Annotated in this window: 23 protein-coding genes and 1 tRNA gene; 23 read left to right on the top strand and 1 reads right to left on the bottom strand. The window is 54.3% G+C overall.

Translation table 11 applies throughout. The features are described 5' to 3' along the window. Nucleotides 1–37 precede the first annotated feature (37 nt). The 9 genes from rpsB (at nt 38) to B2A78_RS17245 (ending at nt 8458) form a co-directional block, all read left to right on the top strand. Nucleotides 38–823 carry a 30S ribosomal protein S2 gene (rpsB, locus tag B2A78_RS17285; RefSeq protein ID WP_077731266.1) on the top strand — a complete coding sequence of 262 codons (786 nt, stop codon included), beginning with the start codon at nt 38–40 and terminating at the stop codon, nt 821–823. Nucleotides 824–943: 120 nt separating this feature from the next. Further along, complete coding sequence (tsf, locus tag B2A78_RS17280) at nt 944–1828, top strand: translation elongation factor Ts (RefSeq protein WP_077731265.1); 885 nt, start codon at nt 944–946, stop codon at nt 1826–1828. 91 nt (nt 1829–1919) lie between these two features. Next, nucleotides 1920–2642: a UMP kinase gene (gene pyrH, locus B2A78_RS17275; RefSeq protein WP_077731264.1), complete on the top strand. Its 723-nt coding sequence runs from the start codon at nt 1920–1922 to the stop codon at nt 2640–2642. 2 nt (nt 2643–2644) lie between these two features. Further along, on the top strand, nt 2645–3202 hold the full coding sequence (frr, locus tag B2A78_RS17270) for a ribosome recycling factor (protein ID WP_077731263.1): 558 nt from the start codon (nt 2645–2647) through the stop codon (nt 3200–3202). 146 nt (nt 3203–3348) lie between these two features. Continuing rightward, nucleotides 3349–4137, top strand: a complete 789-nt coding sequence (gene uppS / locus B2A78_RS17265; protein ID WP_077731262.1) for a polyprenyl diphosphate synthase — start codon at nt 3349–3351, stop codon at nt 4135–4137. Between the two features lie 22 nt (nt 4138–4159). Further along, nucleotides 4160–5149 (top strand): phosphatidate cytidylyltransferase, encoded by a 990-nt coding sequence (locus tag B2A78_RS17260; RefSeq protein ID WP_077731261.1) that lies wholly within the window; start codon nt 4160–4162, stop codon nt 5147–5149. Between the two features lies 1 nt (nt 5150). Further along, the gene (gene ispC, locus B2A78_RS17255; protein ID WP_077731260.1) at nt 5151–6338 is read left to right on the top strand and encodes a 1-deoxy-D-xylulose-5-phosphate reductoisomerase; all 1188 of its coding nucleotides are present in this window, start codon (nt 5151–5153) and stop codon (nt 6336–6338) included. Between the two features lie 7 nt (nt 6339–6345). After that, the gene (gene rseP / locus B2A78_RS17250; protein WP_077731259.1) at nt 6346–7707 is read left to right on the top strand and encodes an RIP metalloprotease RseP; all 1362 of its coding nucleotides are present in this window, start codon (nt 6346–6348) and stop codon (nt 7705–7707) included. Between the two features lie 31 nt (nt 7708–7738). Then, a complete protein-coding gene (locus tag B2A78_RS17245) occupies nt 7739–8458 on the top strand; it encodes a DsbC family protein (RefSeq protein WP_077731258.1) in 720 nt (239 codons plus the stop codon). A gap of 38 nt (nt 8459–8496) precedes the next feature. Here B2A78_RS17245 and mutS read toward each other — a convergent pair whose 3' ends face one another. Next, on the bottom strand, nt 8497–11061 hold the full coding sequence (gene mutS, locus B2A78_RS17240) for a DNA mismatch repair protein MutS (protein WP_077731257.1): 2565 nt from the start codon (nt 11059–11061) through the stop codon (nt 8497–8499). 54 nt (nt 11062–11115) lie between these two features. Between mutS and B2A78_RS17235 the strand changes: the two genes are divergently transcribed. The 14 genes from B2A78_RS17235 (at nt 11116) to lpxA (ending at nt 22083) form a co-directional block, all read left to right on the top strand. After that, nucleotides 11116–11610, top strand: a complete 495-nt coding sequence (locus tag B2A78_RS17235) for a CinA family protein (protein WP_077731256.1) — start codon at nt 11116–11118, stop codon at nt 11608–11610. Then, nucleotides 11594–12169, top strand: coding sequence for an RNA 2',3'-cyclic phosphodiesterase (gene thpR, locus B2A78_RS17230; protein ID WP_077731255.1), 576 nt, complete (start codon nt 11594–11596; stop codon nt 12167–12169). Before B2A78_RS17235 ends, thpR begins: the two co-directional genes overlap by 17 nt. Before the next feature lie 40 nt (nt 12170–12209). Beyond that, complete coding sequence (recA, locus tag B2A78_RS17225) at nt 12210–13259, top strand: recombinase RecA (RefSeq protein ID WP_077731254.1); 1050 nt, start codon at nt 12210–12212, stop codon at nt 13257–13259. A 17-nt stretch (nt 13260–13276) separates the two neighbouring features. Further along, complete coding sequence (locus tag B2A78_RS17220; protein WP_168175468.1) at nt 13277–13717, top strand: regulatory protein RecX; 441 nt, start codon at nt 13277–13279, stop codon at nt 13715–13717. Nucleotides 13718–13757: 40 nt separating this feature from the next. After that, nucleotides 13758–16358 (top strand): alanine--tRNA ligase, encoded by a 2601-nt coding sequence (gene alaS / locus B2A78_RS17215; protein WP_077731252.1) that lies wholly within the window; start codon nt 13758–13760, stop codon nt 16356–16358. 25 nt (nt 16359–16383) lie between these two features. Beyond that, the gene (locus tag B2A78_RS17210) at nt 16384–17613 is read left to right on the top strand and encodes an aspartate kinase (protein ID WP_077731251.1); all 1230 of its coding nucleotides are present in this window, start codon (nt 16384–16386) and stop codon (nt 17611–17613) included. A gap of 133 nt (nt 17614–17746) precedes the next feature. Further along, nucleotides 17747–17953: a carbon storage regulator CsrA gene (gene csrA / locus B2A78_RS17205; protein WP_077731250.1), complete on the top strand. Its 207-nt coding sequence runs from the start codon at nt 17747–17749 to the stop codon at nt 17951–17953. 24 nt (nt 17954–17977) lie between these two features. Continuing rightward, a tRNA-Ser gene (locus B2A78_RS17200) sits at nt 17978–18070 on the top strand. Nucleotides 18071–18295: 225 nt separating this feature from the next. Beyond that, the gene (gene rpsP, locus B2A78_RS17195) at nt 18296–18559 is read left to right on the top strand and encodes a 30S ribosomal protein S16 (protein ID WP_077731249.1); all 264 of its coding nucleotides are present in this window, start codon (nt 18296–18298) and stop codon (nt 18557–18559) included. A 26-nt stretch (nt 18560–18585) separates the two neighbouring features. Continuing rightward, nucleotides 18586–19086, top strand: a complete 501-nt coding sequence (gene rimM, locus B2A78_RS17190) for a ribosome maturation factor RimM (RefSeq protein WP_077731248.1) — start codon at nt 18586–18588, stop codon at nt 19084–19086. 12 nt (nt 19087–19098) lie between these two features. After that, nucleotides 19099–19848: a tRNA (guanosine(37)-N1)-methyltransferase TrmD gene (gene trmD, locus B2A78_RS17185; protein ID WP_077731247.1), complete on the top strand. Its 750-nt coding sequence runs from the start codon at nt 19099–19101 to the stop codon at nt 19846–19848. A gap of 11 nt (nt 19849–19859) precedes the next feature. Further along, on the top strand, nt 19860–20210 hold the full coding sequence (gene rplS, locus B2A78_RS17180; RefSeq protein WP_077731246.1) for a 50S ribosomal protein L19: 351 nt from the start codon (nt 19860–19862) through the stop codon (nt 20208–20210). A gap of 127 nt (nt 20211–20337) precedes the next feature. Beyond that, a complete protein-coding gene (gene xerD / locus B2A78_RS17175; protein ID WP_077731245.1) occupies nt 20338–21267 on the top strand; it encodes a site-specific tyrosine recombinase XerD in 930 nt (309 codons plus the stop codon). A 27-nt stretch (nt 21268–21294) separates the two neighbouring features. Next, entirely contained in the window at nt 21295–22083 is a 789-nt protein-coding gene (gene lpxA, locus B2A78_RS17170; protein WP_205780816.1) for an acyl-ACP--UDP-N-acetylglucosamine O-acyltransferase, read from the top strand. Nucleotides 22084–22108 lie beyond the last annotated feature (25 nt).

Genomic DNA, 22108 nt, shown 5'->3' with positions numbered 1-22108 from the left:
CCGGTTCAATCCGGCTCAGCTCTATTAGGAGATTTGAATGTCCAATGTAACCATGCGCCAAATGCTGGAGGCCGGCGTACATTTCGGTCACCAGACGCGCTATTGGAATCCCAAGATGGCTCCGTATATTTTCGGCGCGCGGAGCAACATCCATATCATCAATCTGGAAAAGACTATACCTCTGTTCAATGAGGCCATGAAATACCTCGAACAGCAGGCGGCCAACAGAGGCAGAGTTCTTTTCGTCGGCACCAAGAGAACCACCCGCAAGGTCATCGAAGATGAAGCCAAGCGCTGTGGTATGCCTTATGTGAATTATCGCTGGTTGGGCGGAATGCTCACCAATTTCAAGACCATCAAACAATCTATCGCTCGCATGAAAGAGCTTGAAGCGATGCGGGACGACGGTCGCTTGCAGCGGTTCAACAAGAAGGAAGCGCTCGGCATGATGCGCGAGTTGGAGAAGTTGGAGCATAGTTTGGGCGGGATTCGGGATATGGACCGGCTTCCGGAGGTGTTGTTCATTATGGATGTAGGCTATGAAAAGAATGCCATCAGCGAAGCGAAAAAGCTGGGCATTCCGGTCGTCGGCATTGTCGATACCAACAACAGCCCGGTCGGCATCGACTATGTCATACCGGGCAACGACGACTCCATTCGTGCTGTTCAGCTGTATGCGCAGAGCGCCGCGACAGCCATCCTGCAAGGCAAGGCGCACAGTCTCGATTTTGCCGGAGGGGAAGACGAATTTGTGGAGATGGAGTCAAATACCGAGACGAGTTCGGATTCCGCTGCGGAAGCGGCTAGCGCATATGCCGAGTAAGGCATGCGTTTTTCGTGCCTGAATGCGTTGATACGCTCAAAACGCCTCCATCAGGGGGCGTTTTTATAAGCGTAAATGCTTGAATAGCGATGATAAGCAATTAATGATGAGGTTCGGTCAATGAATATCAGTGCCGCAATGGTGAAGGAGCTCCGCGAACGCACCGGTTCGGGGATGATGGAATGCAAGAAGGCGTTGCAGGATGCCAACGGTGATATGGAAGCCGCAGTTGAGTTGATGCGGAAAGCGGGTCTCGCGAAAGCAGACAAGAAGTCTGGCCGCACTGCCGCCGAAGGCCGTATTTCTACGAAAACGAGTGCTGATGGTAAGCGTGCGGTCATCGTGGAAATCAACTGCGAGACCGATTTCGTCGCCAAGGGCGATGATTTCGTAGAGTTCGTCAATAACGTCGTGCAAACCGCATTGGATTCGACAGCTAGTTCGCTCGACGAATTGCTCGCTACTGTGATGCCGTCCTCGGGATCCAGCGTGGAGGAAACGCGCCGGGCTATGGTTGCCAAAATCGGCGAGAATATCAATGTGCGGCGGTTCGAGAGCATTACATCGGAAAGCGGTAATATCGCGAGTTATTTGCACGGAACCCGGATCGGTGTTCTTGTCGAGTTGGTCGGCGGTGATCAGGAGTTGGGTCGGGATATTGCCATGCACGTCGCGGCTAGCAAACCCTTGTGCGTGGACGAAAAAGGCGTGCCTGCCGAAACGGTCGCCAAGGAGCGGGATATCGCCAAGGCGCAGGCTGAAGCCGAAGGGAAGCCTGCTAATATCGTCGAGAAAATGGTAGAGGGCAAGATCAAGAAATTCCTGGGGGAAGTTACCTTGCTCGGTCAACCTTTCGTCAAAGATCCCGATCAGACTGTCGGTAAGTTGCTGAGTAGCCGAGGAGCTAGCGTAGGTCGCTTTGTACGATTCGAGGTTGGCGAAGGCATAGAAAAGGTAGAAAGCAATTTCGCCGAAGAAGTGATGGCACAAGTAAGAAACAGTTAAACTTTCGTGAGTAAACCTCTGGCGGAGTGCTTTGCACGGCGACCCGTCAGGGGTTTGCGGATAACCAATCGACAACACAGAATTTGAACCGATGAGCGCGCCTAAATACACCCGAATTCTGCTGAAGTTAAGCGGCGAAGCGCTTATGGGTGAACAGGGAAGTGGTATCGACCCACAAACGATTAAGCGTCTAGCGCACGAAATAAATGATTTGTGTCAGATCGGTGTCCAGGTGGGGCTGGTCATTGGGGGCGGCAACATCATACGTGGCTCGGAAAAGGCATCAGAAGGCTTGGATCGGGTTACCGGCGATTACATGGGTATGCTGGCCACAGTCCTGAATGCCCTTGCTATGCAGGACGCCCTTGAAAAACTCGGGCAGCCGGTCCGCGTCATGTCGGCTTTGAAAATCAATCAGGTTTGCGAGGATTACATCAGGCGTCGTGCAGTCCGACACCTTGAGAAAGGGCGGGTAGTCATCTTTGCTGCGGGTACCGGCAATCCATTTTTCACGACGGATTCGGCAGCCAGCCTGCGTGCGATCGAGATCAATGCCGAGTTGCTGATTAAGGCCACTAAAGTGGAGGGGGTTTATTCGGCGGATCCGCTCAAGGATTCCAATGCGCGGTTTTACTCGAGGCTGACCTATGACGAGGCCTTGGATCAACGCCTTAATGTAATGGATGCCACGGCGCTGGTTTTGTGCCGCGACCATAATATGCCGCTGAGGGTGATGAACGTGTTCGATCCCGGGGCCGTCATGCGCGTGGTTCTGGGCGAAGATATTGGATCCTTAATTGAAACCGGTAGATAACCATGATCGACGATATTCAAAAACGGACTGCGGAACGAATGAAGAAGAGTATCGAGGCGCTCAAGCATGAGTTTGCCAAGATAAGGACCGGCCGAGCTCATCCCAGCCTCTTGGATCACATCATGGTGTCTTACTACGGCAACGAGGTACCGTTAACGCAAACGGCCAACGTCGCTGTCGAAGATGCCCGAACACTGACCGTGACCCCATGGGAGCGCAGTATGGTTCAGGCTATCGAAAAGGCGATCATGACGTCCGATTTGGGGCTGAATCCCTCGACTGCCGGTTCGGTAATCCGTGTCCCCATGCCGCCGCTTACCGAAGAACGGCGGCGCGACCTGATCAAGGTCGTGCGTCACGAAGCCGAAAATGCTCGGGTCGCGATTCGCAATATACGGCGCGATGCCAATAATGAGCTCAAGGCTGCGTTGAAGGAAAAGCAAATCTCGGAAGACCAGGAGCGACGCAGTCAAGAGCAAGTTCAAAAATTGACCGATCAGTACATTAAAGACGTCGATGGTTTGCTGAGCGAAAAGGAAGCGGACTTAATGGCAATTTAATCGGTCCCTTCCGGTCGTGTCGAAATTCGGCTCTTTCTTCAATAATTATCAGCCAGTATTCGATGGTGCCCCCGGCGAAACCGATTTCACTCAGGAACGGTTGGGCACCTCGTTTTCCAAAATGATGATCAGTTCGGAACCTAAATATGGAAGTGCCCGCTGTCCCTATCGATGATGACCGGCTGCCCCGCCATATCGCCATCGTTATGGATGGTAATGGCCGTTGGGCAAAAAAGCGTTTTCTGCCGCGTACGGCTGGGCATCGCGCCGGTGTCTCGGCAGTACGAAAGGTTATCGAACACTGTCTGAAGCGCCGAATCGAGGCGCTCACCCTGTTCGCCTTCAGCAGCGAAAACTGGCGGCGTCCTCCGCAAGAGGTGTCTCTGCTCATGGAGCTGTTTTTGACAACCTTGGAGCGGGAAACCGAAAAGCTTCATGAAAATGGCGTCCGGCTTCGGGTGATCGGCGATCGGGCGGCGTTTTCGCCCGCGCTGCAGGAAAAGATTTCGGCCGCCGAAAGGCTTACCAGTTCGAATACCCATTTGAACCTGACCATCGCGGCTAATTACGGCGGCCGCTGGGATATTTTGCAGGCTGCCCGTGCGCTGGCCGAAAAGGTCGCACGAGGCGAGCTGTGTTCCGGAGACATTAGCGCGGATGTCTTTGAATCTCAGTTGACCCTGACGGATCTGCCCGAGCCCGATCTTTTCATTCGCACCGGTGGCGAACAGCGGATTAGCAATTTCTTGTTGTGGCAGCTGGCTTACACCGAACTCTATTTCACGCCTGCCTTGTGGCCAGATTTCGACGAACAATCACTCGAACTCGCGTTGAACGACTACGCAAGTCGACAGCGCCGCTTCGGATATACGAGCGAGCAAGTCGAGGATCTGGTTCCAGAAAACGTTTGCACTAAGACAAGCGAATCCCGTTAATTTTGCTATTTACGAGACAGTCATGCTGAAAAATCGAGTCATTACCGCTTTGGTGCTGGCGCCGCTCATTATCGCCGCGATTTTATTCTTGCCCGCTGACGGTTTTGCGGTGTTTTGGGGCGCGATTATTTTAGCTGGCGCTTGGGAGTGGGCGAATCTTTCCGGTCTCGGTAGCTTATCGTCGCGTCTCAGTTTCGTCGGTGTGGTGTTCGCTTTTCTGCTTGCTGCGCGGTATTTCGCCATCGACTGGGCACCGGGTGAACTGCCTGAGTGGTTTTACTGGCCCGTAGTGGCCTGGTGGTTCGTGTGGGGAATCGCGTTCCGTCGGATACCTGAGCGTTTGGTCAAGATCCAGTATCCGCTTGCTGCGAAACTGGCCGCCGGTGCATTCGTGCTGATCACCGGTTGGATCTTGATGGTCTGGCTGCGCTTGAATTTTCGTCAGGAACAGGTTTTTTATCTGGTATTTCTCGTTTGGGCGGCCGATGTGGCGGCTTATTTTGTGGGTAAGCGCTGGGGCCATACCAAGTTGCTGGAACCGATCAGTCCCGGCAAGACCGTTGAAGGGGTTTATGGGGCCTTGTTCGCTGCGGCGGTCCTGGCAATTGCGGTAGGGCTATTCGCAAAGCTCGAAGCTATCGCCCTTGCCGATTTCGTGTTCCTGTCTTTGTTTACAGTGGCAGCGTCAGTATGCGGCGACCTTTTCGAAAGCCTAGCAAAGCGCGTTCGCGGGGTGAAGGACAGTGGCGCCGTATTACCGGGGCACGGTGGAATTCTCGATCGCATCGATAGCTTGCTGGCGGCAGTTTCGATCTTTTATGCCGGTTCGTTGCTGCTCGGAGTATTTTTGACGGCGGAGTTGGAAACAAATATCGTCATTCCCGAGGAGCTGCCTGCTGAAAGTTCCGGAGACATAACGCCTCATGACGAGGAGGGGACAAACGATGAAGGTTTTGTGGAAGAAGGCGTCGTAAACGAAGAAAAATCTCCCTCGAACAAGGGAGCCCATTAAGATGAAAGGCATTTGCATTCTTGGCTCGACAGGATCCATTGGCGTCAGCACGCTCGATGTGGTTGCACGGCATCCGGATCGTTACCGGGTCGTGGCGCTTACCGCGAATAACAATCTGGACCGGCTTTATGAGCAATGTCAGCAGTTCCGGCCTTCATATGTGGTTCTCCGTAGCGAAGGGCAGGCTGAAGAATTGAGACGGCGGCTCTGTGCTGCTGGGCTGCCGGATACCGAAGTGCTAAGCGGCACGAAATCTCTGGAAGAGGTGGCCATGTTGCCTGAAGTGGATGGCGTCATGGCCGCTATTGTCGGGGCGGCGGGGCTTTTGCCGACTTTGGCGGCGGCAAGAGCCGGCAAGACCGTATTCTTGGCGAACAAAGAGGCGCTGGTGATGTCGGGGCAGCTTTTCATGGCCGAGGTTGCCAAGTCGGGCGCCAAGCTGCTGCCGATCGACAGTGAGCACAATGCCATTTTTCAGTGCATGCCGGCAGATTACTGCGCCGGTCAGACGGCTTCCGGCGTCCGGCGGATTTTGCTTACCGCTTCCGGCGGTCCTTTTTTGCGTAAGCCATTAGATGAGTTGGACGACGTAACGCCGGATCAAGCCGTGGCTCATCCCAACTGGGTTATGGGGCGGAAAATTTCGGTCGATTCGGCTACTATGATGAACAAAGGGCTAGAAGTGATCGAAGCATGCCTGTTGTTCAACATGCTGCCTGAGCGCATTCAAGTCGTTATTCATCGGCAAAGCGTCATTCATTCGTTGGTCGATTATGTCGACGGGACGGTGCTGGCGCAAATGGGTAGCCCGGATATGCGTATTCCCATCGCCCATGCCTTAGCTTGGCCGGAGCGATTCGAGTCTGGGGCGGAACCTCTGGACCTATTCAGTGTCAGACAATTGGACTTCGAGGCACCGGATGAAGCTCGTTTTCCATGTTTGAGTTTGGCTTATCAAGCTGTTCGTGCAGCCGGAACGATGCCGGCTATTCTAAATGCCGCGAACGAAGTGGCCGTTTCGTCGTTCTTGGATCGTAAGATACGGTTCACGGATATTCCAGAGACAATCAAGCATTGCATGGCGACTATTGTGCCGGGCCCCGCCAATACAATCGATGCCGTTCTCGATGCGGACCGAATCGCTCGCTCGACGGCCGAGTCATATATCAATCGGCTAGCGGTGTATTAACGCTCCCATGTTTTCGCTCCTTCATACGCTTTTTTACTTCATCGTAGCGTTAACAATCCTGATCGCCTTTCATGAGTTGGGCCATTTTTGGGCTGCGCGGAAATTAGGAGTTAAGGTTATCCGGTTTTCGTTGGGGTTCGGGAAGATTCTCTGGCGTCATCAAAGAACGCCTGATAGCACCGAATTCACCGTGGCGGCGCTTCCCTTGGGCGGCTATGTGAAAATGGTGGATGAACGGGAGGGAACAGTAGCACCGGCTGATCTGCCTTATGCTTTCAACCGTCAATCTCTAATTCGTCGCGTAGCGATTGTATTTGCAGGACCGTTCTTCAATTTCATTTTAGCGATTCTGGTCTACTGGGCGGTTTTCATGATCGGCGAAACCGGCATGCGCCCCGTGTTGGGACCCGTGGCCAGCGGCTCGTTGGCGGCTCAGGTCGGGTTTGCGGAAGGCGACGAGATTGTGGCTGTGGCAGGTGAAGCGACGCCTACCTGGAACCAAGCCATGGGCGAATTGCTGGAGCGAATCATGGAGGGTGAAGCGATTCCCGTCGACGTCAAGACGAAGGGCGGTGAACAACTGCAGCGAACCCTGACGGTACCGGAGGAACTCGCACAGCAGCCTAATTTATTGTATCAGCGCCTGGGCATTCGTCCTTGGGAGCCGGATATTCCGCCGATTATCGATAGGGTCGAGCCGGGCGGTGCGGCGGAGAGAGCCGGGTTGCAGGCTGGCGATAGGCTGGTAAGTGTGGACGGCAGACCGATTAGGACATGGCGGGAGTGGGTGGATCATGTGCGCGCCCATCCCAACGCTTCGCTCGAAGTCGTCGTGGAGCGCGGTGGCGAGCGCTTGTCTCGCTCGGTAACGCCGACGCCGGTTGAATCGGAAGAAGGTCGTATCGGGAGAATAGGCGCTGCAGTTCAGATACCCGAGCACCTTATTGATGCAATGCAGGTAGAGTATCGTCTCGGCGTGCTTCCTGCGTTTGTGGCCGCAGTAGAAAAAACCGGCGATTACTCCGTTTTGACTTTGAAAATGATCGGGCGGATGCTGGTCGGTAAAGCAGGCATCGAAAACCTGAGTGGTCCGATCAGCATCGCTCAGTATGCCGGAAAATCGGCGAGCATAGGCTTTAGTCAATTTCTTAAGTTTCTCGCCATTGTCAGCGTCAGCTTGGCCGTGTTGAATTTATTGCCGATTCCCGTGCTCGACGGCGGACATCTCATGTTTTATCTGGTCGAGGCTGTCAAAGGCAGTCCCGTGTCGGAGCAGACGCAAGCGTTCTTTCAGCAAATCGGCTTATTCATTCTGTTATCCTTGATGAGTCTGGCATTCATTCTCGACATCGAGCGTTTGCTGACATAAATCGAAACCGAAGCAACCCACGGATACATTCATGAAAACACATTGGGGCGTCGCATTCTTGGGCATGGCGGCTCTTTTTTTCGGGCCGGCCTATGCCGACAATAAAGCCATTGAACAAGCGTTAAAGGACGCTTTGCCCGGAGTCAAGCCGGATTCGATCACACCGTCCGCCATGTCGGGGCTTTACGAAGTCGTTGTTGGGCCGAAGCTGTTCTATGTTTCGGAGGACGGTCGGTATTTGTTTCAGGGCTCGATGATCGATATTAAGGCGCGCGAAGATTTAACGGAAGGCAAGCTGGCCGACGCTCGAGTCAGTTCTCTGAAAAAAGTCGGCTCAGACAACATGATAGTCTTCAAGCCTAAGAGTTCGAAGCACTTGCTATACGTGTTCACCGATATCGATTGCGGCTACTGTCGAAAACTGCATTCGGAGATCGATCAGTATCTAACGGAAGGTATCGAGATTCGTTACCTGTTTTTCCCGCGCGCTGGCGAAGGCTCTGATTCCTACAAGAAAGCGGTGTCGGTGTGGTGTGCGGACGATCGCAACGCGGCTTTGACCAAGGCGAAGCGTGGCGAGACCATCGAAAACCGGCAATGCGACAACCCGGTAGATCGGCATCTGACACTGGGAACGCAAATGGGCGCCGCCGGAACGCCCATGCTTGTCACCGAGAAAGGGAACATACTGCCGGGATACGTGCCGGCTAGTCAATTGGCCAAGATTTTGGCTCAAGAGAGCGAAAAATAAGCGCCCATTTAGGCGTGGTCGACTCCAGCGTCTTGCTCTCAGTTCGTCAAGTCCTTTAGGGTGAACAGCAAGTCCAAGGCCTGTTTGGGTGTGATTTCTTCGGGTCTGATCGTTCTGAGCAGATCCAACGCAGGGTGAGGCTCGGCATTCGCGAAAAGGTCGAATTGCCGTGCTTCGCTTTGATGTTCCGCATAGGTCTGGTTCTCCAGAACCGTCAACTTCTTGCGCGCGTTGTCAATCACCGTTCTCGGCACGCCAGCCAGAGCAGCCACCTGGAGTCCGTAGCTCTGGTTGGCCGGGCCGTCCTTGACGGCATGAAGGAACACGACCCCATCGCCGTGCTCTACTGCGTCCAGATGGACGTTCTGTACCCCGGGGCACTCGTCAGGCAGCGTAATCAATTCGAAGTAGTGGGTCGCAAAAAGCGTGAACGCCTGGATCTTGCGTGCCAAGTAGTCGGCCGTTGCCCAGGCCAGCGCCAAGCCATCAAAGGTGCTGGTGCCGCGACCGATCTCATCCATTAGCACGAGACTTGATGATGTCGCGTTATGAAGGATGTTCGCGGTCTCGGTCATCTCGACCATAAATGTCGATCGGCCGCTGGCCAAGTCGTCGGAGGCACCGATCCGGGTGAAAACCCGGTCGATCGGGCCTATCATCGCCGCTTCCGCAGGCACGTAGCTGCCGATATGAGCCATTAAGACGATAAGTGCGGTTTGGCGCATATAAGTGGATTTCCCGCCCATATTGGGGCCGGTGATAATGAGCATGCGGCGGTCGGAGTTGAGTTCCAAATCGTTGGGGACAAACGGCGTATCGGCAACCGTTTCGACGACGGGATGGCGGCCGCCTGTGATGCGAATGCCTGGTTCCTTGATTAGTAGGGGCATGGTGAGGTTCAGGCTTTCGGCGCGCTCGGCCAGGTTGGCCAAGACGTCCAGCTCCGAGAGCCCTGAAGCGCAGTCCTGCAGCGCTTTTATCGACGTGCCAAGAATATCCAATAGCTCGTCATAAAGGGCTTTCTCAAACGCTAGGGAGCGTTCCCGTGCGCTCAGCACCTTATCTTCAAAGGCTTTTAGTTCTGGCGTGATATAGCGCTCGGCACCCTTCAAGGTTTGGCGCCGGATGTAGTCTGCCGGGACCCTGTCGGCCTGCGTGCGGGAAAGCTCGAGATAGAAGCCTTGCACACGATTGTATCCGACCTTTAGGTTTGATAGCCCAGTTCGCTGGCGTTCCCGCTGCTCGAGGTCAACCAGGAAGCGTTCCGTGTTTTGGCTGAGGTTGCGTAGTTCGTCCAGTTCCGGATGGTAACCTTCGGCAATGACGCCGCCATCGCGGATCAGCATAGGCGGGTTTTCTATGATCGCGCGATCGAGCAGTTGGTAAATTTCAGGCTGCTCTCGAATCCGCTGCCGTATGTCCGTAAGGAGCGTGCTCTCCAGGGTTTCGAGCTGATTTAAGAGCTCGGGTAGCGTACCTAACGATGCTCGCAATACCACGAGATCCCGCGGCCGCGCCGATTTGAGCGCGATGCGGGCGACGATGCGTTCAATGTCCCCGACTGATGCAAGCACATCGCGAATGGAAGCGTAATTCCTATCTTTGCGTAGTGCCTCTATGGCCTCGTAACGCTGATAAAGAATGCGTTGATCTCGTAGAGGATGATGGAGCCAGCGTCGCAGCAGGCGTCCGCCCATGGCGGTTGAGGTGCGGTCGAGTACGCCGAACACGGTAAGATTGACCCGACCCGACGGATGAAAATCCAATTCCAAGTTGCGCCGGCTTGCCGCGTCCAGGATGATGCTTTCCTCGCCAGTTTCTGTCCGTAACCCTTGGATGTGGGGCAGCGCGCTTTTTTGGGTGTCCTGAACATATTGAAGCAAACAACCTGCGGCGGCGATCGCCGCGGGCGAACCTTCGCAGCCGAAGCCGGAGAGATCTTGAGTTTTGAATTGAAGAAGCAATCGATGGCGTGCGCTCTCGGGGTCGAAGTGCCAAGACGGTCGCCGGGTGATCCCACGCCTTGCGGCTATGGTTGGTGGTGGCGACCATTCTTCGCTGATGAGTAGCTCAGAAGGATTTAAACGCTCCAGTTCGCCGGCTAATCTCTCCAGGCTGGTGACCTGCTGAACTGTGAATCGTCCGCCGGCCAGGTCTAATCCGGCGAGACCATAAATTTCGCCGAGCTGGACTATGGCGACCAATAGATTCTCTTTGCGATCCTCCAGCAAGGCCTCTTCGGTCACTGTGCCGGGGCTGACGATGCGTACGACCTTGCGTTCGACGGGACCTTTGGAAGCGGCTGGATCTCCAATTTGTTCACAGATCGCAACCGATTCACCGAGTTTGATCAGTCGAGCGAGATAACCATCGACGGCATGATAGGGGACACCCGCCATAGGTATGCGTTCGCCGGCCGATTCGCCCCTAGCGGTCAAGGTGATGTCCAGGAGTTGTGCGGCTTTACGCGCATCCTCGTAGAAGAGTTCGTAAAAATCCCCCATTCGGAAAAAGAGAAGCTGCTCGGGGTGTTCGGCCTTGATGCGCAGGTACTGCTGCATCAGTGGGGTATGTCTGGAGAGTGTGGTTGCTTGATCGGTCATCAGAGTAGTTTATCGGATAGAATAAAGGTCTGCGATTGAGCGAATGGCTGACATATGGCGGAGGACGAAGCGTTATACGCGTTGGCGCGCGAGGTTGGGCAGATCCTGAGGCTTCAGGAGCGAGTGCTAGTCTTGGCCGAGTCTTGCACCGGTGGGTGGGTGGCCCAATGTATCACCGATGTGCCCGGAAGCTCCGCTTGGTTCGATAGAGGGTTCGTCACCTACAGCAATCAGGCGAAGTACGAGTTGCTGGGCGTGCCGAGCGAAATCATCGAAGTTTATGGCGCTGTCAGCGTCGAAACGGTGCGAGCCATGGCTGCGGGTGCCTTGAGTCATAGTGCGGCGGGCGTGGCGGCGGCCGTTAGCGGAATCGCCGGGCCGACCGGCGGTACGCCGGATAAGCCTGTGGGCACCGTATGGTTCGCTTGGCAGCGGGGCGATGGCATCTGCCGCGTAAAACACATGCAGTTCGGCGGTGATCGGCGTCAGGTCAGGCGGCAAGCGGTTAGAGTCGCGCTTCAAGGTATTCTTGATGTCTGCCGAGATTAAAACGCTTCGTTTGTTTTTCGCTCTTTGGCCAGACGGGGCGGTACGCGCTTCACTGGCGCAGCTTGTCGATACGCTCAAGCAAACGGCTACGGCTAAGTGGGTAAAGGGGGAAAATCTTCATATTACACTGGCTTTTTTGGGAGAAGTGAATGAAGATCGGTTGCCGGTGGTCAGTCAGGTTGGCGACAGCATTGTCGGACAGTCATTTGAGCTGAGTCTCGATCGAATCGAGTTTTGGCCGAAAAAGGGAATTATCTGCCTGTCGCCCCTGAGTGCGCCGGAAGCGCTGAACCATTTGGCAAACAGTTTGACTGCCGGCCTCGGTCGAATTGGGTTTGTCATGGAAAACAGGCCATTCCGGGCGCATCTGACGCTGGCCAGGAAAGCTTGCCGCGACAGTGTGTCGTCACAGACTATCGACGATCCGATCCGTTGGCGCGTGAGTTCGTTCAGTCTGATCGAGTCCCAAATTAGCCGCGCCGGCTCACTGTATCTGGTGCGGAAGAGCTGGAACCTGCCGAGTTTTCAGGCTATTCCCGACGATTCGTCTGTGAGATAATTAGTAATTATTTACAACGGTTTAGTCAGTATTAATCCTAATGGACGAAAACAAAAAGAAAGCGTTGAGTGCAGCGCTTTCGCAAATCGAAAAGCAGTTTGGCAAAGGGTCCGTGATGCGGATGGGGGATGTCCCCGCAATGCGTGACCTCGAAGTCATTCCCACGGGCTCGCTGTCTCTCGATATCGCATTGGGCTGCGGCGGTTTGCCTCGCGGACGTATCGTAGAAATATACGGTCCCGAATCATCCGGCAAGACGACTCTGACGCTCGAAGTCATTGCTCAGGCTCAAAAGCGGGGCGGGGTTGCGGCTTTCGTCGATGCCGAGCACGCCCTAGACCCCGTTTACGCGGAAAAAATTGGTGTCAATCTGGACGATTTGCTGGTATCCCAGCCCGATACCGGCGAGCAGGCACTGGAAATCGCCGACATGTTGGTTCGGTCGGGCGGCGTCGACATCGTCGTGATCGACTCAGTGGCGGCTTTAACGCCTAAAGCGGAAATCGAAGGCGAAATGGGCGACTCCCATGTCGGTCTTCAGGCTCGTTTGATGTCTCAGGCGCTGCGAAAACTTACGGCCAATATCAAGCGCTCGAATACTTTGGTCATTTTCATCAATCAGATCCGCATGAAGATCGGCGTTATGTTCGGCAATCCGGAGACGACAACCGGCGGAAATGCACTCAAATTTTACGCTTCGGTTCGTCTCGATATTCGCCGTTTGGGGGCGATCAAGAATGGTGACGAAGTGGTCGGCAACGAGACTCGTGTCAAGGTGGTGAAGAACAAAGTGGCGCCTCCGTTCAGGAATGCGGATTTCGAAATTCTTTACGGCGAAGGCGTTTCCCACGAAGGCGAATTGGTCGATTTGGGCGTGAATTACGGCATTCTGCAGAAGTCGGGCTCCTGGTACAGTCTCGGAGCGGAGCGTATCGGCCAAGGTAAGGATAACGCTCGCAATTTCCTGAAAGAGCGTCCGGAGTTGGCTGAAAGCATCGAGTCTAAGATTCGTGAAAAAGCCTTCGGCAGCAGCGCCCCTGCAGTGGGGCAGGTCGCTGCGTCCGATCCGCTTGAGGAGGCCGGATCCTGAGCGACGTTCCCGACTCGTTGCAGGCGGTAAAGGCTGCGGCCCTGCGTTATCTTTCACATCGCGAATGCAGCAGTGCGGAGCTGCGGCAGAAGCTTTGCCGCAAGGGGTATTCGGAAGCCGTGGTTGAGCAAGTCGTTGCAGATCTGGCATCTCAAGGCTTGCAGAGCGATGGGCGTTTCGCTGAAGTGTTCGCGCGCAGTCGCGCCGAAAAGGGATACGGAGCGTACCGGATTAGACAGGAGTTGCGACAGCACGGCGTCGACGTGGATAAATCGCTGGAAAATGATCGGGATTGGGACGCGTTGATCCATAAAACTTATGTCAAAAGGTATGGCGAGACCATTCCGGATTCGCTCCTAGAGCGTGCGGCGCGGGAGCGCTTTCTTAGGCGACGTGGCTTCGAATCGGATCAGATCCGCCGCTTGTTCAAACGCTTGAGATATCCTGACAGCGAATAATCCTCACAAGAATAAGAATGAAACCATCGGTAGCAGCGAAATGACCAGCGCAGAACTGCGTTCACTTTTTTTGAAGTATTTCGAGGAGCGGCAACATACGGTCGTTCCATCCAGCTCGTTGATTCCGGCCGATGATCCTACTCTGCTGTTCACGAACGCGGGTATGGTTCAATTCAAAGACGTGTTTTTGGGGCGAGAAGAGCGTCCGTACGTTCGCGCGGCCTCGGCGCAACGCTGCGTAAGAGCGGGTGGTAAGCACAACGACTTGGAAAACGTTGGATATACGGCGCGCCACCATACGTTCTTCGAGATGCTGGGGAATTTCAGCTTCGGCGATTATTTCAAGCGTGATGCGATTCATTACGCGTGGGAATTTTTGACCGGGGTTTTGAAGCTGCCGGCCGAGCGGCTCTGGGTTACGGTTTACGACCAGGATAAGGAAGCCGAGGCGATCTGGCTTAACGATGTAGGCGTTGATCCAACACGGTTTGCACGCATAGGCTCTAAGGATAACTTCTGGAGCATGGGCGACACGGGGCCCTGTGGCCCTTGTACCGAAATTTTCTATGACCATGGCGAAGGGATTCCGGGAGGTCCGCCCGGTTCGCTCAACGAGGATGGCGATAGGTACATCGAAATCTGGAATCTCGTATTCATGCAGTACGATCGTGCTCCGGATGGAACGCTTACGCCATTGCCTAGGCCATCGGTCGATACAGGTATGGGCTTGGAGCGGATTGCTGCCGTCGTTCAAGGCGTACACAGCAATTACGAAATCGACATCTTTAAGGCTTTGATAAGGGCCGCAGCGGATCTTGCGCGAGTCGGAAGCACCGACAACAGCTCGTTGAGAGTACTGGCCGATCATATTCGCTCGTGTGCTTTCCTGATTGCCGACGGCGTTTTGCCGTCCAACGAGGGGCGCGGCTATGTGCTCCGTCGTATCATTCGAAGAGCGATTCGCCACGGTTACAAGCTGGGGATTCGCGAGACCTTCTTTTACCGGTTGGTTGGTCCGCTTTGCGCTCAGATGGGTGATGCGTATCCGGATTTGGCTGCGGCGCGGTCCATGGTGGAGCAAGTCCTAAAGAAGGAAGAAGAGCGTTTTGCCGAAACCTTGGAGCAAGGGATGAGGGTTCTGGAAGCCCATCTCAAGGGGATGAGCGGCAAGACGATTTCCGGCGATGCTGTGTTTCAGCTTTATGACACCTACGGCTTTCCGGTTGATTTAACAGCCGATTTTGCCCGTGAGCATGGTCTGATTTTGGACCTGGAAGGTTTCGAGAAAGCAATGGAGGAGCAGCGGGAGCGTGCGCGCGCGGCCAGTCATTTCGGCGTCGATTACTCCCACGATGTACATCTCGACGTACGCTGTGAATTCACCGGTTATAAGAGTTCGCATGAGGAGACAGCCGTTGAGGCGGCGCTACGGGATGGCAAGCCCGTTGAGACTCTATCGGCCGGCGAGGAAGGCATTCTGATTTTGGCCAAAACTCCGTTCTATGCCGAGTCTGGTGGGCAGGTCGGCGATCGAGGCATCATTCGCGCGGGCGACAATCTGTTCGAAGTATCGGATACCCAGAAGAAGACCGGCGATTTGATTCTTCATATCGGGCGAGTATTGAAAGGCGAGTTCAAAGCCGGTTCGATTTGCGAGGCGGAAGTCGATGTCGAGTCTCGCAATGCTACGGCGCTCAATCATTCCGCGACTCATTTGCTGCATGCGGCATTGAGGAAAGTTCTAGGGGACCACGTGACTCAGAAGGGCTCCCTGGTTGATCCCGACCGGTTACGTTTCGATTTTTCCCACTTTGCGCCGGTAACGGCGGAGCAAATCGAGACGATCGAACGGTTGGTGAATGAACAGATTCGTGCCAACGATGCCGTAACGGCGGAAATGATGCCGAGGGAGACTGCCATCAAGGCGGGAGCGATGGCCTTGTTTGGTGAGAAGTATGGCGATAACGTGCGTGTCCTTCGGATCGGCGATTTTTCGACCGAATTGTGCGGCGGAATTCATGTCAAACGCGCTGGTGACATTGGCTTGTTTAAGATCGTGAGCGAAACCGGAGTGGCAGCCGGAGTTCGTAGAATCGAAGCGGTTACAGGTGAGGCCGCTGTCGATTGGATAGAGAAAAACGATCGCATCTTGCTGTCTCTCGAAGAGAGAGTGAAAGCCGGGCGGGACACTTTGGATGAAAAAGTGAACCAGCTTCTCGAAAGAAATCGTTCTTTGGAGAAGGAATTGGACCGACTCAAAGCAAAGCTGGCGAGTGCCGCAGGTGACGATCTGGTCTCTCGGGCGATATCGGTCGACGGAGTGAAAGTTTTGGCGGCAAAAGTGGAAGAAAGCGATCCGAAAGGGCTTCGGGATATGGTCGATCAACTCAGGAATAAGCTGGGGAGCGCAGCGATCGTGCTGGGGTCGGTCAAAGAAGATAAGGTGACGCTGATCGCCGGAGTAACCAAAGATCAGATAAACCGGATCAAGGCCGGGGATTTGGTTAACGCAGTGGCCGTGCAGGTCGGCGGAAAAGGTGGCGGCCGAGCCGATATGGCTCAAGCTGGGGGGACCAATCCGGCAATGCTGGACGCAGCGTTGAAGAGCGTACCGGATTGGGTGCGGCGCCATACGGCATAATCACAGACAGACTTCTCAGAAGAACATGGCCTTATACGTACATAAATACGGCGGTACGTCGGTGGGTAGTACCGAGCGAATACGACATGTCGCCGACAACATTGTCAAAGCGCGAGGGAGAGGCGAGGACATCGTTGTTGTCGTATCTGCAATGAGTGGAGAAACCAATCGTCTGGTGACCTTGGCTCAGGATATTCAGGCGCGTCCCGAGCCGCGGGAAATGGATGTACTGCTCGCTACGGGTGAGCAGATCACCATAGCTCTTCTGTGCATGGCTCTGCACGAAAAGGGCATCCCGGCATGCTCATACACTGGCGGGCAAGTCAGAATCGTCACCGACCGCGCCCATACGAAGGCGCGTATTTTGAATATCGACACCGATCGCATCTTGAGTGATCTCGGTCGGGGCAGGGTGGTGGTGGTAGCCGGTTTTCAAGGCATCACCGAGGATGGTGATATCACCACATTGGGGCGCGGCGGGTCGGATACCACGGCGGTAGCCCTGGCTGCGGCGCTCAAAGCGAGTGAGTGCTTGATCTATACCGACGTGGATGGTGTTTACACCACCGATCCGCGCGTTGAGCCGCGCGCCAGGCGGCTGGACCGAATTACATTCGAAGAAATGTTAGAAATGGCGAGTTTGGGATCGAAAGTATTGCAGATTCGATCAGTCGAGTTCGCCGGTAAATACAATGTCCCTCTACGGGTGCTTTCGAGTTTTAAGGAAGGCCCTGGCACGTTGATCAGTTACGAGGAAGAAAACGTGGAAAAGCCGCTAATTTCCGGCATAGCGTTCAATCGAGACGAAGCTAAGCTGACCATTATGGGTGTGCCCGATCGTCCAGGCATCGCCTATAAAATCCTTGGTCCCATCGCAAATGCGAATATTGAAGTCGATATGATTGTCCAAAATATCGGAGAGGACGGCACAACCGATTTCACGTTTACAGTGCATCGCAATGACTATGGAAAAGCTTTGGACATTCTGCATAGCACTTGCGCCGAACTCGGCGCGCGCGAAGTTGCTGGTGATGACAAGATTGTCAAAGTATCCTTGGTTGGTGTCGGGATGCGCTCGCACGCCGGGATTGCCAGCAAGATGTTCGAGGCCCTTGCAAAAGAGGGGATCAATATCCAGATGATATCGACCTCCGAAATCAAGATTTCTGTAGTTTTGAATGAAAAATATCTGGAACTCGCAGTTCGGAGTTTGCACGAAGCCTTTAATCTCGATCAGTCGGTGGAAGCGGCGTGAGGTCAAATTTTCATTATAAACATAAGAAAAACTGATATAATATAGCGCTTAACCGTTTGTGTTGGTTGGCTTGGTGTTGCGGCAAGCGGCACCATTTTAAGGTAGGTCACGAGCGACCGGAAAGGAAGGATTTATGTTGATATTGACTCGTAGAGTCGGTGAGACTCTGATGATCGGGGATGATGTAACGGTTACCGTATTAGGGGTAAAAGGTAATCAGGTTCGCATTGGTGTGAACGCGCCCAAGGAAGTTTCTGTGCATCGGGAAGAGATCTATGAGCGCATAAAAAGAGAGCAGCAGGCTCAAACACCAGAAAAAACAGCTGAGCATACGGAATAAGTCGATTATAATCTCGTCAGTTTCGGAGAGATGGCCGAGAGGCTGAAGGCGCTCCCCTGCTAAGGGAGTATAGGGTCAAAAGCTCTATCGAGGGTTCGAATCCCTCTCTCTCCGCCATTCCATTAAAGCGCAGAAGATCTCGAGTGGCGATTACCCGGTTCGGGTGGGTTCGGGAGCTGCGAGTCTGTTTTCAATCTAGCCCGTATGACGCAAATCTGTTTCAATTTTGGCGCTGAGTCTTGGTTTGGCATGATTTTGGCGGCCAAGTCTTCACATAAACAGGTTTTTCGGTAAAATATCTGGTTTTTTCGGGTTGTTCTTGCATCCTTAAGAGGAAATTTAATGGTCACGATTCGTCTTGCCCGTGGTGGCGCAAAAAAGCGCCCTTTCTATCATGTCGTTGTTGCCGACAGCAGATGTAAACGAGATGGTCGTTACATTGAGCGAGTTGGGTTTTTTAACCCGATCGCTTCCGGGAAAGACGAAAGACTGCGTTTAAATGATGCGCGTGTTCAGTACTGGCTGAGTCAAGGCGCCAAGACGACCGAACGGGTTCACTCCTTGATTAAGGAATTTCGGAAAGGCGCAGACTCGGCTGCGGCTTAAATTTATTCCCGCGACACAAGTTTACAGTGGCGCGGCAGATTGTCGCCGGTGAAGTGTTGGGTGCGTTTGGCGTCCGAGGGTGGGTAAGAGTTCGCTCACATACCGATCCGCCAGACAATATCTTGAGTTATTCGCCGTGGCTGATCGGCGATGAGAAAGCTCAAAAGGAATTTAAGGTCGTCGGCGGGCGCCGGCATGGGAACACGGTCGTAGCGCATCTGGAGGGTGTGGATAACCGTGACCAAGCGTTGCAGTTATCTACGCTGAATATCTTCGTTAACAGAGAACAGTTTCAGCCAACGAAGCCAGGCGAATATTATTGGGCGGATTTGATCGGGCTTGAGGTCCGTACGACATCCGGCATTAGTCTGGGTGCCGTGACCGGCATGATGGAAACCGGTGCGAACGATGTTATGACGGTTCACGGCGAGCGAGAGCGCTTGATCCCTTTTGTGGTCGGCGAATTCGTTAAGAGTGTCGACTTGAATGAGGGTGTTCTAATCGTAGATTGGGATCCGGATTTTTAGAGCCGTAGCTCAATGCGTTTCGATGTCGTTACCCTGTTCCCCGAAATGGTCGAAAGTGCCGCCAGGTGCGGTGTAACCGGGCGGGCAGTCGAAAGAGGGATTGTCGATCTCAAGCTCTGGAATCCGCGGGACTGGACCTCGGATCGGCATAGAACGGTAGATGATCGTCCCTATGGCGGTGGGCCGGGCATGGTTATGAAAGTCGAGCCCTTGCACAGTGCAATTCGTGCGGCACGAGCTGACTCGAATCTAGCCGCAAAGACGATTTATTTGAGCCCGCAAGGCGGTTTGTTGACTCAAGATGTTGTCGTTCGTCTTTCTCGGCAGCCGAGACTTGTTCTGGTTGCCGGACGCTACGAGGGAGTCGACGAGCGCCTGATCGAAGCCGAAATCGACGAAGAGTGGTCGATAGGTGACTATGTCTTGAGCGGTGGCGAGTTGGCGGTGCTGGTGATGTTCGATGCGGTGGTTAGATTGCTGCCTGGTGTTTTAGGGCATGCAGATTCGGCTGTTCAGGACTCGCACATGGCGGGGTTGTTGGATTGCCCCCATTACACTCGGCCTGAAATGCTCGATGGCCGGCGAGTTCCTGAGATTTTGCAGAGTGGAGACCATGCTGCGATCAGACGCTGGCGCTTGAAACAGTCCCTGGGCCGAACTTGGTTAAGAAGACCAGATTTATTAGCTAAGCTTGAGCTCGATGCGGAGCAGCGGAATTTGCTGGAAGAGTTTAAACACGAATTGAAAGCCGGAACGAATTAAGGGGAATCGCAATGTCCAGTCACATTATTCAGCAACTTGAGCGCGAATGGATGAGCCAGAAAACGGTCCCGGACTTTGGTCCAGGCGACACCGTGGTCGTACAGGTGAAGGTGAAAGAGGGAAATCGCGAGCGCCTGCAGGCCTATGAAGGCGTGGTCATCGCCAAGCGGAACAGGGGATACAATTCCGCTTTCACGGTGCGCAAAATTTCTCATGGCGAGGGCGTGGAAAGGGTTTTCCAAACCTATAGTCCTCAGGTCCAGGATATTCAGGTTAAGCGCCGCGGCGACGTTCGTCGCGCGAAACTTTATTATCTCCGCAGCCGCACTGGCAAGGCCGCCCGTATCAAAGAAAAAATTTGATCGGAACGAGAAATCGCCGCGGCGATTGATGCGGGAATCGAAGACGGGCAGCGAGCGCTGCCCGTTTGTCGTATGGGGACCGAGATAAATCAGGCGCGTTTTGTGAAAACGCCATCGTTCATAAGGCATGAAGGCTGTTGGCTCGATTGAACCTCGCATTGCCGATTCGGATGGTGATCTGATCCGGCGTTTCATGAACGCCCTCTGGGTCGAAGAAGGATTAAGCGAGAACACTCAAAAAGCGTACGGAAGTGACGTCAGCCTGTTTGCCGTTTGGTTGAGCAATACGCACAAAAAATCGCTTTGCCAGGTAGAGGCGGGCGAGATAGAAGGCTACTTGGCGCTGAAATATCGTCAGAAGGCGAGTGAGCGGACCAGCGCCCGACTCCTTTCGAGCCTGCGGAAGTTTTACTTATTCGCCACTCGCGAAGGCTGCGTAGATAGAGATCCGACCGTGTCCATAGAGGCGCCTCGCATCGGGCGCCCGCTACCGAAAACGCTCACGGAGAAGGATGTGGAAGCCTTGCTGGAGGCTCCGAACACCGATGAGCCTTTAGGCTGCCGGGATCGGGTTATGCTGGAAGTCCTTTATGCCACCGGACTTCGTGTAAGCGAATTGGTCGGGCTTACGCTCGGGCAATTGAATCTCCGCCAAGGTGTCGTTCGCGTAGTGGGTAAGGGACGCAAGGATCGCTTGGTACCCATCGGCGAAGAGGCGGAAGATTGGGTGAACCGTTACCTGAAGTCGGCACGGCCGATGATCCTGAGGGGGAGACGCAGCGACGATGTGTTCGTCACGGATCGCGGAGCCGCAATGACGCGCCAGGCCTTTTGGCACCTCATTAAGCGCTATGCTTTGCTGGCCGGCATTCATAAGCCGCTTTCGCCCCATACTTTGAGACACGCTTTCGCTACACATTTGCTGAATCATGGCGCTGATCTTCGGGTGGTTCAACTCTTATTAGGGCACAGTGATTTGTCGAGCACACAAATTTATACCCACGTCGCCCAGGAGCGCTTAAAAGACCTTCACGCCCGCTGTCACCCGCGCGGTTGAAACCGTTCTGAGCTTAGCCGAGGATTTATGATTGCGAATATACATCCTACCGCCTGCATCGCTCCGGATGCCAAACTAGGGATAGGCGTTTCGGTGGGTCCTTACGCCGTGATTGAGAGCCGCACCGAAATCGGGGAAGGTTGTCGCATCGAGGCCCATGCCGTCATTCATTCGTACGTTCGCATGGGAAGGAACAACCACGTCTGTCCACAGGCGGTCATCGGCGGATTGCCCCAGGATCTGGGGTTCGATCCTCTAACGGAAACCTATGTGGAGATTGGCGACGCCAATGTTTTTCGCGAAGGCGTGACCGTGAGTAGAGCCACCCGAAAGGGCGACGCTACGCGGATCGGCGCGAATAACTATCTGATGAACAATAGTCACGTGGCACACGACTGCCGGTTGGGCGACAACAATATTTTCGCCAGCGGTGCCACACTCGGCGGCCATGTTCAGGTAGGGGATCGGGTTTTTTTCGGGGGCGGGGTCATGGTTCACCAGTTCTGCCGCATCGGTAGCTTCGCGATCTTGCAGGGACTTGCGGGTATCAATAAAGACGTTATTCCCTTTACGATGGTAGGTGGAAGACCGGGTAAGCATTATCGGCTGAACCTGGTAGGTATGCGGCGCGCGGGGATCGACGGAGAACGTCTGAAAGCCGTATCGACCGCCTACCGGCGTTTGCGGAACAAAAAGAGCCTGGACGACTTGCCGGATACGCCGGAACTGGCCTATCTTCGACGTTGGCTGGCGGAAGAATCGAAGCGCCACGGGACTTTGGGGTTTATCGATATACATGCCCGTGGTGAAGATTGAATCGGTCGATACATCGACGCATCCA

The organism is Methylocaldum sp. 14B (genome assembly GCF_002005105.1).
Taxonomy (GTDB): Bacteria; Pseudomonadota; Gammaproteobacteria; order Methylococcales; family Methylococcaceae; genus Methylocaldum.
This window is presented reverse-complemented; position numbering and strand designations above follow the sequence as displayed.

Bases quoted from the DNA above. Each gene is read 5' to 3' on its own strand.
- xerD (WP_077731245.1), top strand. From the start codon at position 20,338: ATGAAGGCTGTTGGCTCGATTGAACCTCGCATTGCCGATTCGGATGGT.
- pyrH (WP_077731264.1), top strand. From the start codon at position 1,920: ATGAGCGCGCCTAAATACACCCGAATTCTGCTGAAGTTAAGCGGCGAA.
- lpxA (WP_205780816.1), top strand. From the start codon at position 21,295: ATGATTGCGAATATACATCCTACCGCCTGCATCGCTCCGGATGCCAAA.
- uppS (WP_077731262.1), top strand. From the start codon at position 3,349: ATGGAAGTGCCCGCTGTCCCTATCGATGATGACCGGCTGCCCCGCCAT.
- rplS (WP_077731246.1), top strand. From the start codon at position 19,860: ATGTCCAGTCACATTATTCAGCAACTTGAGCGCGAATGGATGAGCCAG.
- csrA (WP_077731250.1), top strand. From the start codon at position 17,747: ATGTTGATATTGACTCGTAGAGTCGGTGAGACTCTGATGATCGGGGAT.
- B2A78_RS17245 (WP_077731258.1), top strand. From the start codon at position 7,739: ATGAAAACACATTGGGGCGTCGCATTCTTGGGCATGGCGGCTCTTTTT.
- rpsB (WP_077731266.1), top strand. From the start codon at position 38: ATGTCCAATGTAACCATGCGCCAAATGCTGGAGGCCGGCGTACATTTC.
- trmD (WP_077731247.1), top strand. From the start codon at position 19,099: ATGCGTTTCGATGTCGTTACCCTGTTCCCCGAAATGGTCGAAAGTGCC.
- B2A78_RS17235 (WP_077731256.1), top strand. From the start codon at position 11,116: ATGGCGGAGGACGAAGCGTTATACGCGTTGGCGCGCGAGGTTGGGCAG.
- rpsP (WP_077731249.1), top strand. From the start codon at position 18,296: ATGGTCACGATTCGTCTTGCCCGTGGTGGCGCAAAAAAGCGCCCTTTC.
- ispC (WP_077731260.1), top strand. From the start codon at position 5,151: ATGAAAGGCATTTGCATTCTTGGCTCGACAGGATCCATTGGCGTCAGC.
- rseP (WP_077731259.1), top strand. From the start codon at position 6,346: ATGTTTTCGCTCCTTCATACGCTTTTTTACTTCATCGTAGCGTTAACA.
- alaS (WP_077731252.1), top strand. From the start codon at position 13,758: ATGACCAGCGCAGAACTGCGTTCACTTTTTTTGAAGTATTTCGAGGAG.
- B2A78_RS17210 (WP_077731251.1), top strand. From the start codon at position 16,384: ATGGCCTTATACGTACATAAATACGGCGGTACGTCGGTGGGTAGTACC.
- mutS (WP_077731257.1), bottom strand. From the start codon at position 11,061: ATGACCGATCAAGCAACCACACTCTCCAGACATACCCCACTGATGCAG.
- tsf (WP_077731265.1), top strand. From the start codon at position 944: ATGAATATCAGTGCCGCAATGGTGAAGGAGCTCCGCGAACGCACCGGT.
- B2A78_RS17260 (WP_077731261.1), top strand. From the start codon at position 4,160: ATGCTGAAAAATCGAGTCATTACCGCTTTGGTGCTGGCGCCGCTCATT.
- recA (WP_077731254.1), top strand. From the start codon at position 12,210: ATGGACGAAAACAAAAAGAAAGCGTTGAGTGCAGCGCTTTCGCAAATC.
- thpR (WP_077731255.1), top strand. From the start codon at position 11,594: ATGTCTGCCGAGATTAAAACGCTTCGTTTGTTTTTCGCTCTTTGGCCA.
- frr (WP_077731263.1), top strand. From the start codon at position 2,645: ATGATCGACGATATTCAAAAACGGACTGCGGAACGAATGAAGAAGAGT.